This is a genomic window from Desulfovibrio sp. (assembly GCF_019422935.1).
GTDB lineage: Bacteria > Desulfobacterota > Desulfovibrionia > Desulfovibrionales > Desulfovibrionaceae > Desulfovibrio.
The window spans coordinates 1-12,925 of record NZ_JAHZCJ010000006.1 but is presented as its reverse complement, the minus strand read 5'-3'; the positions used below and the strand labels follow the sequence as shown (position 1 = coordinate 12,925).

Sequence of the window (12,925 nt, the reverse complement as noted above, 5' to 3'; positions counted from 1 at the left end):
TTTGTCCTGGTTGGCGGGTAATTACAGGTTTTTCGCAGTCAGGGGTCGGGGCAGGTTTTCAGAGTATTATCGCATACTCAGAGCATGTTGCCGCAAGGAGCCAGTGTAACCACCGTCAGCACGGCATGTCAGCGAACAGAGAGATCGCGCTCGATGCGGGCAAAGGCATTGTGGTTGTGGATGGATTCCATGCTCTCCACCTCAACGCTGAACCACTCCACCTGCCCGTGGGCCGTGAGCTTTTGCGCCACGTTGCGCACCACGTCTTCCACAAAGGTGGGGCTGGCAAAGGCGCTCTCTGTGACGAATTTTTCATCCTCGCGCTTGAGCAGGGTGTAGACTGCGGAAGAGCCGGATCCTTCGGCAATATCGATGAAATCTTCAAGCCACGAGAAAGCCCGCATGCGCAAACGCATGCGCACCATGGCCCGCTGGCTGTGTGCGCCCTCGCGGCTGATGGCCTTGGAGCAGGGGCAGACAGTCATGACCGGAACATCTGTTTCAAGAACAAACGACTGGCCCTTGTCGTCCAGCTCGCCGGTGAGGCGGCATTCGTAGGCAACCGTGGCAGGGCTGCCCGATGCAGGGGCCTTTTTGACAATAAAATAGGGAAAGCAGAACCGGGCATACGCCCGCCGCGCGCCAAGCCGTTCCTTGATATTGACCAGCAGCCGCCGCACGGACTGATAGCTGATCTCATCGTTCCATTGCTCCAGAGCCTCAACAAAGCGGCTCATGTGGGTACCTTTAAAGGATGAAGGCAAGTCCACCCCAAGGTCTACGGTAGCCACGGTCTGTTGCGTTCCCTGGCAGCGGTCGCGCACCAGCAGGGGCAGCTTCAGCTCGCGAACACCCACGCGGTCGATATTCAGGGCAACCTGCGGGGCGTGGCTCTGTACGTCTTCCATTATGCCAGATCCTGTCCTGTAGTAGTAGCGGTAAAAGTGCCGTGCTTGACGCCGCGGCAGGAGATCAGTTTGTCGGCGAGGGCGCGCAAACGCTTGGGCTCGCCCTTGAGCACCAGCACCTCAAGGCAGTTGTAGTGATCCAGATGCACGTGAAGAGTGGTGACAATAAGATCGTGGTCATCATGCTGGATAGTCATGAGCCGACGGGCCAGATCGTTTTTATGGTGGTCATACACCAGGGTAAGCGTACCCGCGCCAGAGGCGTCGTTGCTCCAGCGTTCTTCAACCAGTGCCTTGCGGATAAGATCGCGTATGGCTTCAGACCGGTTGGGATAGCTTTTGCGCTTGCACAGCTGGTCAAAAGGTTCCAGCAGATCTTCATCCAAAGAAACGCCGAAGCGTGCCAGGTTTCCCATGGTATTTCCCGTATGGCCCGTGAGGGCTGATTGCTGTGGTTGAAGAACGCCCCGGACTCAGGCCCGGCGGCTGATTTCCCAAACGTGTACGGTAACGGGTACGGGCTGGGCATAAAGGGGGTCCACAGTTTCGTGATATACCCGTCTGCCTTGCCAGCCGCCGTTTTGCAGCGCGTGCAGAAAAGCATCGTACACGGTACGGCCCGGCTCCGCCACCCATGCCGCGCCATCAGGGGCAAGGGCATGGTCAAGAAAGCGCAGCACCGGAGCCACAAAACGCTTTTCATACATGATATCGCCGCCCCAGATGCGGTGCATGCTCCGCGTCCGCACGGCGGGCCGCCGCCAGTCCATGACTGTCCACAGCGGTTGCGGCACTTCGTTGATATCAGCGTTGCGGGCCGCAAAGTGCAGGGCGGCTTCCTCATAGTCCATGGCAGTCATTTTTGCGCCAAGCCACTGGCCCACCATGGCGGTGAGGCCCAGGCCGCAGCCAATATCCAGGCAGGGCTGCCCGGCGATGCATTGCCGTTGCTGCGCAAGCCAGCCCGCCAGGGCAACGCTTGAAGGCCAGAGTTCTGTCCAGTAGGGCAGCCGCTCATCGTCAAAATCATCGGGCGAGGCCGTCATGGCGTCCCAAAGCTGCTCAAGGTCGGCGGCCCTGGTGAGCCGCCACAGGCGGCCTGCGGCACGCACTGATATGTGCGGCGTGTATTCTGTCAGGCCGTGGGTTTCAGATTGGGAAAATTCGGAAGTCGGTTCGGTCATTCGCTAATCATAGCGCAACGGGCTGTGGCTGTACAGATACGCAACAGGAGGGCGGCCCCTTGGCCGGCGTGTCCCACCGTGTAAAAAATGCGTGGAAGAAACCAAATTTCTGCCCGTAAGGCAGCACGGATTTTAAAAAGTAAGCACTTGAGAAGCATTTCTTGCGGGTATATAAAGATTGGCCTCACAAAATGCGTTTTTCGACCGCAAGGGCGGCCATGCGCGAAGCCCCGCAAGGACATTTTCATGGACAAGCACAGCGAATACCTGAACCGTATCCTTTTGAGCCGCGTATACGACGTGGCGGTAGAAACCCCCCTGGACGAGGCGGTCAGTCTTTCGCGCCGCACCGGCAATAATATTTTGCTCAAGCGCGAAGACCTCCAGCCTGTTTTTTCCTTCAAGATCAGAGGCGCCTACAACAAGATGGCGCACCTTACCAAGGAAGAGCTGCGCAGGGGCGTTATTACCGCCTCGGCTGGCAATCACGCTCAGGGGGTTGCCCTTGGCGCGCGCAGGCTGGGGTGCGAAGCTACCATCGTCATGCCCGTGACCACGCCCGCCATCAAGGTCGAGGCTGTGAAGCGGCTGGGTGGTCAGGTTGTGCTTTCGGGGGAATCTTTCAGCGATGCCTGGAAGCACACGCTTGACCTGATTCAGGAAACCGGCTGCGTGTATATTCCGCCCTTTGACGACCCGGATGTCATCGCAGGGCAGGGCACCATCGGCATGGAAATCCTGCGCCAGTACCCCGGTGATATCCATGCCGTGTTTGTCCCCATCGGCGGGGGCGGCATGGCGGCGGGCGTTGCCGCCTATATCAAGAACCTGCGGCCTGAAATCCGCGTCATCGGCGTGGAGCCTGTGGATTCTGACGCCATGCGGCGTTCCGTCATGGCCGGGCAGCGCGTGGAACTGCACGATGTGGGTCTGTTTGCCGACGGCGTGGCCGTCAAGCTGGTGGGTGAAGAAACGTTTGTTCTCTGCCGCGACCTGCTTGACGACATCATCACCGTTGAGACGGACGCCATCTGCGGCGCTATCAAGGATATTTTTGAAGACACCCGCGTGGTGGCCGAGCCTGCGGGCGCGCTCGCTCTGGCTGGCCTGCGGGCTTACGCCAAGGCGGGGGATCTGCACGATGCCACCCTGGTAGCCATTGTGAGCGGCGCGAACATGAACTTTGACCGCCTGAGCCACGTGGTTGACCGCGCGGAAATAGGCGCTCAGCGCGAAGCCCTGCTGGCAGTGACCATCCCCGAAACCGTAGGCAGCTTCCGGCAGTTGTGCGCATCTTTTGGCAGCCGCAACATCACGGAACTCTGCACCCGGTATTCAGACCCGGTAAAGGCCAGGGTACTGGTGGGCATCAAGATCAACGGGCGCGATGATGTGGCCCAGGTGCTGAAAGAACTGCGCGGTAAGGGTTTTGAGGCCATTGACCTCACGGATAACGAACTGGCCAAGGTGCACGTGCGCCACCTGGTGGGTGGCAACGCGCCCCAGATTCTGCACGAGCGTTTGCTGCGCTTTACCTTCCCCGAACGCCCCGGCGCTCTGCTGGACTTTATGGACGCCATGCGCGTGGATTTCAGCATTTCGCTGTTCCAGTACCGCTATCACGGCGCGGATTTTGGTCGCGTGCTTGTGGGATTTGAAGCGCCCGATGAAAAGAAGGAAGCCTTTGAGGATTTTCTCAAGCGTGTTGAAGCCATGGGCTATCCGCATGTGGAAGAATCCAACAACGATGCCTACAAGATGTTTCTGGGCTGGCACGAATAAGCCCGATTGAAGCTGAGCCAATGTAAAACACCGGCTGCCCTGCAAAGGACAGCCGGTGTTTTACATTACGGCCTGCTAGAAAAAGCCGCGTCAACTATGTGCGGGTGTTGTTTACTGGCCGAGCAGCTTGCGCGTTTCGGGGGTGAGGCCCTTGAGGCTGGCAAAAACAGCTTCGGCTCCACGCTGATCAGGATCCTGAACAATGGCAATGATGACCTTGTCTGCCGTGGCGTTGACCTTGGTCACGCCGGGGGCGGGAAAGGCCTGGCTGCGCAGTTCGCCGTTGAACGTCCAGAACGGCCCCTGCGGGCGGGGCTGGGATGCGTTGGCCTGAAGGGGGGCCAGCTTGTTGGCAAGGGAGGCGCTGTCGTCATTCTGCGTGTTAGGCAGAACAAAAATGCTGATGAGCGCGGCGTAGTCGTCTTTCTTTTCGTTGGAAAGGCCCAGAATCAGCATGCATTCATCGGGGTTGCCCGATTTGAAGCCCATTTTTTCCTCGCCGTCCCAGCCTTGGGGCAGGTCGGCACTGAAAAGCGTAAACGAGCGCGGTTCAGCCTGGGCTGTGACCGTCAGGCAGAGCATGAGAAGGGACAGAAAAAACAAAGTCCGCATGGGAACCTCCGGGTTGCGGAAAAATCGAATCCATATGTGCAGTCGGGTATACGCGCTGCCCATGTGCGGGGCAAGCATCAGCGCCCGAGCGCCAATAGGAACGGAAAGCTCGCGCCCAGCACAAGCAGCAGAAGCCCAAGAACATTGAGCCAGTAGAATTTGCGGGGAGCGCGCAGAACAAACAGGGCAACCCAGCAGGCAATGGCGAGGGTCATGGGCACAAGGCCCATTGCCTGTTCCGCCAGACCTTGCGGCAAGGGGCCCTGGCGCAGGGAAAAGCCGATCACAAGCCCCCAGCGGTCAATGCAGCGGGGGATAAAGCCCACCATGGCCCACAGCGCGCACCAGCGGGCAGCGCGCTGCTCGTCCGCCAGCGTGAATGCGGCTCCGCGGTTGCGGGCCACAAGGGAAAGTATGATCAGCGCAACGCTGCCCGCTGGGGCCAATGCGGTAAAGTAGTCGTGCAGGGTGTTGGGAAGCACGGCCAGAGCCACATCCCCCATGCTCAGCCCTTGCGGCAGGCCAGAAAAGGGCCAGTTGGGCAGAACCTGCGCGGCAAAAAAACAGAGGGCCGCCAGCAGCGCAAGGCCGACGCGCAGGCCGATCTGTCCCGGTTGCCAGTAATCCTGCACAGCTTGCGGCACGGGGGCAGCGCGGTCAGCCGCAAGATACAGCAGCAAGCATATTATGCCAGCCAGCCATGCGGCAACCGCTGTTGTGTAAGGCAGCATGGCTGGCATCCACAATGACACGCCTTCAAACATATGTTCCGTGCTGCGCACGCTTGCCAGCAGGGCAAGAACACTGCCTGCTGCCAGCAGCGGGCCAAGAACAGCCAGCCCCGCAGCGCAGCGGGCGAGGGTGCGCGCGCCATAGGCGCTGAGCCTGGCCTGTCCGCGTCTGCCGGTGGCCAGGGTGAGAGCAATAATAATGGGCATGGCCGAAGCGGCGCTTGCGCCCAGGGTCAGAACAGCGGCAATCCATTGCCAGCAGAAAAGCCAAGAAGGAATAGTTTGCATACCCAGCCTTGTATCCCGAGGCCGTGTCAGCCGCAAGCGAAAGACCTCTCTTGCTCCTGAGCGGCCCTTGCCCTATAGTTCACGCCACTCTGCAATCAATTTGGGCGGTCATTGCGCACCGTAGCATGGGGTTTTTATGTCGTTTTTTGCTGTTCTGCTCCTGGCCGTTGCCCTTTCCATGGATGCTTTTGCCGTTGCCCTGGCTTCAGGCTGCGCCTTGCGCGTGCCGCAGGCGCGCCATTACTTCCGGCTTTCCGCGGCATTCGGTTTTTTTCAGTTCGCCATGCCGGTGGTGGGGTGGTATCTGGGCATTACCGTGCGTTCTTATATGGAAGCGTGGGATCACTGGATCGCCTTTGCCCTGCTGGGCTGGATAGGCGGCAAGATGGTGCTCTCGGGCTTTTCGGCCCTGCGGGCGAGTTCCTCCTGTCCGCGTCCTTCGGTGGACCCCACTGCGGGGCGCAACCTGCTGGTGCTGAGCGTTGCCACAAGCATCGATGCCCTGGCCGTGGGCCTTTCTTTTGCCATTCTGGGAACTTCTGTCTGGAGCCCGGCCCTGATGATCGGTCTGGTCTGCGCGGTTATTACCGCTGTGGGCGTGTATCTGGGCAAGGCGCTGGCCAACCTCTGCGCGGTCAATGGATGGGCAGAACTGCTGGGTGGGCTGACCCTGCTGGCTATTGCCTGTAATACGCTGCGCGAGCATAATGTTTTTGGTTAATCACCCGTAACTGCCGTTTGATCGGCAAAACCGCAGGAGTTGCCATGGCTACCGTCAGCGCAAAATATCTTGGGGATCTGCGCGTGGAGTGCGTCCACAACCAGAGCGGCACAAAGATCATCACAGACGCCCCTTCTGACAACCAGGGGCTGGGCGCGGCTTTTTCGCCCACAGACCTGTGCGCCACAGCCCTTGGGGCCTGCGCCATGACCATTATTGGCATTTATGCAAAGACGCATGGCGTGGATGTGACCGGCACGGAGATGGAGATCAACAAAACCATGAGCGCCGACCCGCGCCGCATCGGCAAGATTGAAGTGACCTTCAAAATGCCTGACCGCGAATATTCCGCCAAGGAAAAGATGGTAATTGAGCGCTGCACTCAAAGCTGCCCAGTGCACCACACCCTGCACCCCGATGTGGAGCAGGTGTTTACCTTTATATGGAAGAACTGAGGCAAGTCTTTTTAGGTGCGCCCCGCGCGGGGCTGTCGCAATAACCGCAGTGTATGGGCGGGCAGGGGGCAAACCTCTGCCCGCAAGACATCGCAGGAGACAGGATGGCCCCGCAATCTCTGGTTTCCGTCATTATCCCCACATACAACTATGCCGCATTTCTGCCGCAAGCCGTAGCGAGTGTGCGAGAGCAGCGCGGGCCGGGCATTGATGTGGAAGTCATTGTTGTGGACGATGGCTCCACCGACAATACCGCAGAAGTGGCTGAAAGCTTTGGGTCGGATATTGTATTTATCCGGCAGGCCAATTCGGGGCCGTCCCGCGCCAGAAACACCGGCCTGCGCGCTGCGCATGGTGATTTTGTGGCTTTTCTTGATGCGGACGACCTTTTTTCCAGGGGGCTGCTTGCCAGCCACTTACGGGTTTTTGAGGCGCAGCCGGAACTGGACATGAGCATCTGCCGTTGCATGAATCTGCAACAGGATGAGGGAGAACCGTTGCTGACGCTCTGGTCACTGGTCAACAGTCATTGGGACGTACACGCCTGTACCGCCAACCTCGCTCCCATACATTGCTTTTTGCTGCGCATGGCCTGCGCCAGACGTGCTGGCTATTTTGATGAGAGCATCCGCCATTGTGAAGATCAGGAATACTGGCTGCGCTGCTATGGCATGGGGGCAAGGGTTGGGATGAACCCGGACGGGCTGGTGCTGTACAGAAAGCATGGCGACAATTCCACCAGCGACATGAAGCCCATGTATGTTCATGATTCCCTCATGCACGAAAAGGTTGGCCGCATGCTGGCCGAGCTGCCGGAATTTCCCTTGCAGGCCAAGTGCGCAGGCTGGCTGGCCCATGCGGCTGGCTGCCTTGTTTCTGCCGGGTATCTAAGCGAGTTTGATCCTGAGCGCTCACTGGTCATGCAGGATTTTTTTACCAGGGCAGTGCTCGCAGCCGCGCCGCTGTTCAGCCACAGTGTGCCGCGCAATGATGCGGGCAATCTGCGCCATGTTCAGGATTATTACGGAGGGCGGTGCCTGCGCCTCGCCAAATGGTCTGGCCTGCAGCTGACGCCCGCAGCCGCCAAGGCGGTGATGGTGCTCAATCGCATGTTTCCACGTATGGCCGATCTTTCGTCAGATGCGCTGAATGCGCGCCTGCACAGCACCTATGCCAGGCTTTGCGTGATCGGTCTGCCCCCGCAGGTGAGCACGGAGTAAACGCCCAAGCAGCGCCGCACCGCGCAGATTACCTCTGCGGTCTTGCTGTTTGGCCCGCAAGAGGCTATTGCTCTGCCTGCACATTTCCCGCCATATGTGGCGAACGAAGGAGATATTCATGCCGAAGAACGCGGCTTTGATTCTTGCAGCGGGCAAGGGAACCCGCATGCACTCGGACAGGCCCAAGGTGCTGCAAACGCTGCTGGGCGAGCCAATGCTTGCCTGCGTCATTGAGGCTCTGCGCCCCGTTTTTGCGGAAGACGTCTGGATTGTGGCCGGGCACCGCGCCGAAATGGTGCAGGCCGCCTTTCCTGGTGCCCGCTTTGTGTTGCAGGAGCAGCAGCTTGGCACAGGCCACGCCCTTATTCAGGCTCTGCCCGCGCTGAGCGAAGCCGGTTGCACCCATTTGCTGGTGGTCAACGGCGATGCGCCCCTGCTTTCGGAATCTCTGGTTCGTTCTTTTCTTGCCGAGGCCGTTGGCGCTGACCTGGCCTTTGCCACCATTGAGCTGGACAACCCCGGCGCATATGGCCGGGTAGTGCGCCAGCAGGGCAAGGTCAAGGCCATAGTGGAAGCCAAGGATTATGATTCCTCGCTCTACGGGCCGCCCTCCAACGAGGTTAACGCTGGCATGTACTATTGCAGCCTTGCTGCGGTGCAAAGCCTTTTGCCGCACCTGAACAACAGCAACAAAAGCGGCGAATATTACATTACAGACCTCATCGGCCTCGCCGTTGCGGAAAAGTACGAAGTTCTCGGCATCCAGTGCGGCCGTGATGATTCGCTCATGGGGGTGAATTCGCCGCTTGAGCTTTCCCGCATGGAAGAAACCCTGCGCGCCCGTATTGTTGATGATCTGCTCGCCTCGGGTGTTATCGTGCATGCGCCGGGCTCTGTGCGTGTTGGCCCCCTGGCGCAGATTGAACCCGGAGTGGAACTGACCGGCCCGTGCGAAATTTATGGTCATACCAGCATCAGCCGTGGGGCCAGCGTTGCCTCGCATTGCGTGGTGCGCGACTGCGTGATCTCCAATAATGCGGAGATCCGTTCCTTCTCCCATCTTGAAAAAGCCCGCGTGGGCGCAGCCGCACTGGTGGGGCCCTTTGCCCGCCTACGGCCCGGCGCTGTGCTTGAAGAACAGTCGCATGTGGGCAATTTTGTGGAGCTTAAAAAGACCCACCTTGGCAAAGGCGCCAAGGCCAACCACCTTACCTATCTTGGCGATGCCGAAATAGGCGAGGGCACCAACATCGGCGCGGGCACAATCACCTGCAATTACGATGGAAAGCACAAGTTTCAGACCAAGATCGGGCGTTATGCCTTTATTGGCAGCAATACGGCTCTGGTTGCCCCTGTGACTGTGGGCGACGACGCCCTTGTGGGCGCAGGCTCGGTCATTACTCGCGACGTGCCCAATGGCGAGCTTGCCATTGCCCGCGAAAAGCAGAAAAATCTGCCCCGCAGGAATAAATAAACGGCCCAGGCGGCCCGTGCCGCAAGGGTTTTGGTTTTTTGTAGCCCGCGCCGGCACAGCCCGGCGCGGGTATTTTTTCGCCCGAGCGTATCCATTCTTGCCAAGGTCATGTCGCGGTGTTATTTACAAATCATGGAACTTTTGGAGCAGCTTGAATCGCAGGTTGAGGCGCTTTTGGCCCGACTTGACCGCCTCAAGGCGGAAAACGCGAAAATCAGTGCGGAGTCTGCCGCTGTGGCAGCCAGAAATGACGCACTTGATGAAGAAAACCAAAAGCTGCGTGAAGCTCTTGAAAACGAAGAAACGCTGCGTACTGAGGCGCTGAATCGCATTGACGCCTTGCTGCGCAGGATTCAGGAGCACGACAGCGTCGAGTAGGTTTTTGTGAACCAGGATACTATCAACCTCACCGTTCTTGGGCTGAGCATTGCATTCAAGCCTGGAGCCGACATGCGGCGTGTACAGGAAGCCGTGCGGCTGGTGGAGGAACGGTTCGCAGACCAGAAGCTGAGGTTCCACGGAGGGCAGACCAAGGACATTCTGCTGACTTTTATGGCCCTTGGACTGGCGGATGATTTGTTGCAATCGCAGAAAGAGCAGGCGGACGTGCAGAATCGCGTCTCAACCTTGCTTTCAAAAATAGAGGAGTCCTCTTAGGCTCCTTTGGGCGCTTCCCTGGGACGCGCGTGATTTATGCCTCGGTGCTAACCTGACAAGAATATAATAGGGAGCCGTCACTGTCTTTGTGTGTGCACGCCCGGCAAGACCGGGAAGCCCGGAAAGGACATACAGGCGCCCGACCTGGTTATCCAGGTTCTGTACCGCAAGCATGACACGGCGCTCCGGGGAACGCGCCTTCTTTTGACGTATCTGGCTGCCATCCTTAGTGGCCGATGCTTTTGCGCAGTTCATTCCAGACCGTTAATCGGTATCCAGCCAGGGTTTCAGCAGCCCCTTTGGGCTCATTTTGCTACGGTGTGCGGCAGTTTTGCCGCTTGCCGGTGTTCGTCGGCCCGTGCCTGTTGGCGCAGGGTCCGTATTGATAAAAGAGAGAGGCTGGATTCATGGATCCATTGTTCATTGCAGCGCTTGTAGCTGCGGCGCTGCTGGGGGTTGCGCTGGGGGTGTTTGCGCACAAGCGCTCTGCCGCAAAACGTGTGGGCGACGCCGAAGATCTGGCGAAGCGCATAGTGGCGGAAGCGCGTAAAGAGGCGCAGGCCCAGAAAAAAGAGATATTGCTTCAGGGCCAGGATGATCTGTTCAATCAGAAACGGGAACTCGAAAACGAATTCAAGGAACGTGAGCGCGAGGTCAAGGCCCGCGAACGCAAGCTTGAAGAAATGGGCGGTCGCCTTGAGGAAAAGCTTGAAAAAGCTACCACAAGGGAGCACGAACTGCTGACTTCAGAGAAGGATCTGGCCCGCAAGGAACGCCAGCTCGCTGAATCTGAAATGTTTTTGCAGACCCGTATTGAAGAGCAGGAGCAGCGGCTTTCTGAAATTGCAGGGCTCACCGCTGATGAGGCAAAGGTCCGGCTTTTCGGCGAAATTGAAGCCAAAACCCGGCACGAATCGGCGCGCATGATCCGCCAGATTGAAATGGAAGCGCGCGAAACTGCCGACCGCAAAGCCAAAGAAATCCTCTGTAACGTCATCCAGCGTTATGCGGGCGACTACGTCAACGAGCAGACCGTGACCGCTGTGACCCTTCCGAGCGAAGACATGAAGGGACGCATCATCGGGCGCGAAGGCCGCAATATCCGCGCGCTCGAGGCTGCCACCGGTGTTGATCTTATTATCGATGATACGCCTGAAACCGTTATTCTTTCAGCGTACAGCCCTCTGCGCCGTCAGGTTGCCAAAATGGCGCTTGAGCGCTTGATTCAGGATGGCCGCATTCACCCCGCCCGTATCGAAGACATTGTGCAGAAGTGCGAGCAGGAACTGGACACCCAGGTGCGCGAAGTGGGCGAGCAGGCCACCTTTGACGCGGGCGTTCACGGTATCCATCCGGAAATAGTACGTTTGCTCGGGCAGTTGCGTTACCGCACCTCGTTTACCCAAAACGTGCTCCAGCACTCTCTTGAAGTTTCGGCCCTGTGCGGCATGATGGCCGCAGAGCTCGGCATGGACGTCAAAAAAGCCAAGCGGGCTGGCCTGTTGCATGACATCGGCAAGGCCGTTGACCATGAGGTGGAAGGCCCGCATGCCCTTATAGGCGCGGACCTCGCCAAGAAGTACAACGAAAGCCAGGAGATCATCCACGCCATTGCAGCCCACCATGAAGACCAGCGCCCCTCAACGGCTCTGGCCGTGCTGGTGCAGGCGGCTGACTCCATCTCTGGCGCGCGCCCCGGCGCACGTAAAGAGCTGCTTGAAAACTACGTGAAGCGGCTTGAAGATCTGGAAGGCATTGCCACCAGCTTTGATGGCGTCAGCAAGGCATACGCCATTCAGGCTGGCCGCGAGATTCGCGTGATGGTCAACTCCGACATGGTTGATGACGACACCACGTATATTCTCTGTAAGGATATTGCTGAAAAGATTGAGAAAAACCTTACCTATCCCGGCCAGATCCGCGTGACGGTCATTCGTGAACGCCGGGCAGTGGGGCTGGCCAAGTAGAGCAAAAGCCTTAAACAGGCGCTCAACGCTGGCAAAGCCCGCATGTGCCTGTTTCGCGGCAATGATTTGCAGGCAAATCCTTGCTGGAGCATTTCATGAATGAAATGGTCTGGCCCCTGGGTGCAGCGTATGCAGAACCTTCCCTTATTTGTGTTAGATCTGGCGGCCAGCTTCATGCTGGCCGCTGCCGCATCTTGCCGGGCGCGCTCTACGGGCGCACATTTTAGCGGTGCTGCCGTTCTTGCCTGTCTGGCGGGAATGGCAGCACCGCTTGCTCGTGATGGACTGCTTGGGTACGGCGCCATCACCCTCAATCAGGGGGAGTATCTGGCGGCATGCGTGTGCGGCGGCATTGGCGGTATCATTATAGGGCAAAGCAGCCGGGCCTGGATGGCCTTTTACTGGTTGGATGCTCTGGGGCTGGCGCTTGGGGCTGGTGTGGGAACCGTAAGAGGCGTGATGGCCGGGCTTGGCCCCACAGGTAGCATCCTGCTTGGAATACTGGGCGGGCTCGTGGGCGGCATTGCGCGAGACCTTTGCCTTGGGGATATGGCCCGTGTGGTGGAAGAAGAAATGTACGCTACGGCAGCCGCCTTTGGCGGCATGCTGGCGCTGACCATGATGCTGCTGACGAATCTGGATCCCTGGCAGAGTGCGCTGTGTGGGGCGTTGCTGGTGGTTGTTTTGCGAGGGGTGAAAAAAATCAAAATTGTCTGAAACGTCGGCGAGTTCGGCAAATGATTGCGAAAAAACGGCACTACGGCTTGACTCTGTGGTGCCGTTTCGCTATTTTTAACTTCCGCTACACGAGAAAGCCATGCTTTTTGTGGTTAATTTGCAAAAAGTTGAAATAATGGTTGACTTGCGGAGTGAGGAGGAGCATAAACGCTCCTCGCGACAAGGGAAAACGGTTAAGGGAAACGCAA

The 12,925-nt window shown here is 58.4% G+C and carries 14 protein-coding genes and 1 other RNA gene; 10 read left to right on the top strand and 5 right to left on the bottom strand.

Features of this window, described 5'->3' with window-relative positions:
* Positions 1-128: 128 nt before the first annotated feature.
* From folE2 to QZ383_RS08885, 3 genes are read right to left on the bottom strand one after another with little or no spacing between them, the layout of a single operon-like run.
* Positions 129-908, bottom strand: coding sequence for a GTP cyclohydrolase FolE2 (gene folE2, locus QZ383_RS08895; protein WP_291444779.1), 780 nt, complete (start codon positions 906-908; stop codon positions 129-131).
* Complete coding sequence (gene nikR / locus QZ383_RS08890) at positions 908-1,324, bottom strand: nickel-responsive transcriptional regulator NikR (protein ID WP_022657495.1); 417 nt, start codon at positions 1,322-1,324, stop codon at positions 908-910. Before nikR ends, folE2 begins: the two co-directional genes overlap by 1 nt.
* A gap of 57 nt (positions 1,325-1,381) precedes the next feature.
* Positions 1,382-2,092 (bottom strand): 50S ribosomal protein L11 methyltransferase, encoded by a 711-nt coding sequence (locus QZ383_RS08885; RefSeq protein WP_291444775.1) that lies wholly within the window; start codon positions 2,090-2,092, stop codon positions 1,382-1,384.
* Between the two features lie 246 nt (positions 2,093-2,338).
* Here QZ383_RS08885 and ilvA point away from each other — a divergent pair, with 246 nt between their 5' ends.
* Positions 2,339-3,874 carry a threonine ammonia-lyase, biosynthetic gene (gene ilvA / locus QZ383_RS08880; protein ID WP_291444774.1) on the top strand — a complete coding sequence of 512 codons (1,536 nt, stop codon included), beginning with the start codon at positions 2,339-2,341 and terminating at the stop codon, positions 3,872-3,874.
* A gap of 111 nt (positions 3,875-3,985) precedes the next feature.
* Here the strand turns inward: ilvA and QZ383_RS08875 are convergent, their stop codons facing one another.
* Positions 3,986-4,486 (bottom strand): protoporphyrinogen oxidase, encoded by a 501-nt coding sequence (locus tag QZ383_RS08875; protein ID WP_192113040.1) that lies wholly within the window; start codon positions 4,484-4,486, stop codon positions 3,986-3,988.
* A gap of 77 nt (positions 4,487-4,563) precedes the next feature.
* Positions 4,564-5,505, bottom strand: a complete 942-nt coding sequence (locus tag QZ383_RS08870; protein WP_291444773.1) for a spidroin-2 — start codon at positions 5,503-5,505, stop codon at positions 4,564-4,566.
* Positions 5,506-5,641: 136 nt separating this feature from the next.
* Here QZ383_RS08870 and QZ383_RS08865 point away from each other — a divergent pair, with 136 nt between their 5' ends.
* The 9 genes from QZ383_RS08865 (at position 5,642) to QZ383_RS08825 (ending at position 12,716) form a co-directional block, all read left to right on the top strand.
* Positions 5,642-6,226: a manganese efflux pump MntP family protein gene (locus QZ383_RS08865; RefSeq protein WP_291444771.1), complete on the top strand. Its 585-nt coding sequence runs from the start codon at positions 5,642-5,644 to the stop codon at positions 6,224-6,226.
* A gap of 44 nt (positions 6,227-6,270) precedes the next feature.
* Complete coding sequence (locus QZ383_RS08860) at positions 6,271-6,681, top strand: OsmC family protein (RefSeq protein WP_291444769.1); 411 nt, start codon at positions 6,271-6,273, stop codon at positions 6,679-6,681.
* A 104-nt stretch (positions 6,682-6,785) separates the two neighbouring features.
* Entirely contained in the window at positions 6,786-7,901 is a 1,116-nt protein-coding gene (locus QZ383_RS08855) for a glycosyltransferase (RefSeq protein WP_291444766.1), read from the top strand.
* A gap of 118 nt (positions 7,902-8,019) precedes the next feature.
* A complete protein-coding gene (glmU, locus tag QZ383_RS08850) occupies positions 8,020-9,375 on the top strand; it encodes a bifunctional UDP-N-acetylglucosamine diphosphorylase/glucosamine-1-phosphate N-acetyltransferase GlmU (protein WP_291444765.1) in 1,356 nt (451 codons plus the stop codon).
* 132 nt (positions 9,376-9,507) lie between these two features.
* Entirely contained in the window at positions 9,508-9,753 is a 246-nt protein-coding gene (gene zapB, locus QZ383_RS08845) for a cell division protein ZapB (RefSeq protein ID WP_291444762.1), read from the top strand.
* Between the two features lie 6 nt (positions 9,754-9,759).
* A complete protein-coding gene (locus QZ383_RS08840; RefSeq protein ID WP_022657505.1) occupies positions 9,760-10,032 on the top strand; it encodes a cell division protein ZapA in 273 nt (90 codons plus the stop codon).
* A gap of 12 nt (positions 10,033-10,044) precedes the next feature.
* Positions 10,045-10,228: non-coding RNA, 6S RNA (ssrS, locus tag QZ383_RS08835), on the top strand.
* A 211-nt stretch (positions 10,229-10,439) separates the two neighbouring features.
* The gene (gene rny, locus QZ383_RS08830; protein WP_240825019.1) at positions 10,440-11,999 is read left to right on the top strand and encodes a ribonuclease Y; all 1,560 of its coding nucleotides are present in this window, start codon (positions 10,440-10,442) and stop codon (positions 11,997-11,999) included.
* Between the two features lie 129 nt (positions 12,000-12,128).
* On the top strand, positions 12,129-12,716 hold the full coding sequence (locus QZ383_RS08825) for a TRIC cation channel family protein (protein ID WP_291444757.1): 588 nt from the start codon (positions 12,129-12,131) through the stop codon (positions 12,714-12,716).
* The last annotated feature ends 209 nt before the right edge of the window (positions 12,717-12,925 follow it).

Excerpts from the sequence above, each read along its gene's own strand:
- QZ383_RS08855 (WP_291444766.1), top strand. The coding sequence starts at position 6,786 with ATGGCCCCGCAATCTCTGGTTTCCGTCATTATCCCCACATACAACTAT.
- QZ383_RS08825 (WP_291444757.1), top strand. The coding sequence starts at position 12,129 with ATGCAGAACCTTCCCTTATTTGTGTTAGATCTGGCGGCCAGCTTCATG.
- QZ383_RS08885 (WP_291444775.1), bottom strand. The coding sequence starts at position 2,092 with ATGACCGAACCGACTTCCGAATTTTCCCAATCTGAAACCCACGGCCTG.
- QZ383_RS08865 (WP_291444771.1), top strand. The coding sequence starts at position 5,642 with ATGTCGTTTTTTGCTGTTCTGCTCCTGGCCGTTGCCCTTTCCATGGAT.
- glmU (WP_291444765.1), top strand. The coding sequence starts at position 8,020 with ATGCCGAAGAACGCGGCTTTGATTCTTGCAGCGGGCAAGGGAACCCGC.
- folE2 (WP_291444779.1), bottom strand. The coding sequence starts at position 908 with ATGGAAGACGTACAGAGCCACGCCCCGCAGGTTGCCCTGAATATCGAC.
- zapB (WP_291444762.1), top strand. The coding sequence starts at position 9,508 with ATGGAACTTTTGGAGCAGCTTGAATCGCAGGTTGAGGCGCTTTTGGCC.
- QZ383_RS08860 (WP_291444769.1), top strand. The coding sequence starts at position 6,271 with ATGGCTACCGTCAGCGCAAAATATCTTGGGGATCTGCGCGTGGAGTGC.
- ilvA (WP_291444774.1), top strand. The coding sequence starts at position 2,339 with ATGGACAAGCACAGCGAATACCTGAACCGTATCCTTTTGAGCCGCGTA.
- QZ383_RS08870 (WP_291444773.1), bottom strand. The coding sequence starts at position 5,505 with ATGCAAACTATTCCTTCTTGGCTTTTCTGCTGGCAATGGATTGCCGCT.
- QZ383_RS08875 (WP_192113040.1), bottom strand. The coding sequence starts at position 4,486 with ATGCGGACTTTGTTTTTTCTGTCCCTTCTCATGCTCTGCCTGACGGTC.
- rny (WP_240825019.1), top strand. The coding sequence starts at position 10,440 with ATGGATCCATTGTTCATTGCAGCGCTTGTAGCTGCGGCGCTGCTGGGG.
- nikR (WP_022657495.1), bottom strand. The coding sequence starts at position 1,324 with ATGGGAAACCTGGCACGCTTCGGCGTTTCTTTGGATGAAGATCTGCTG.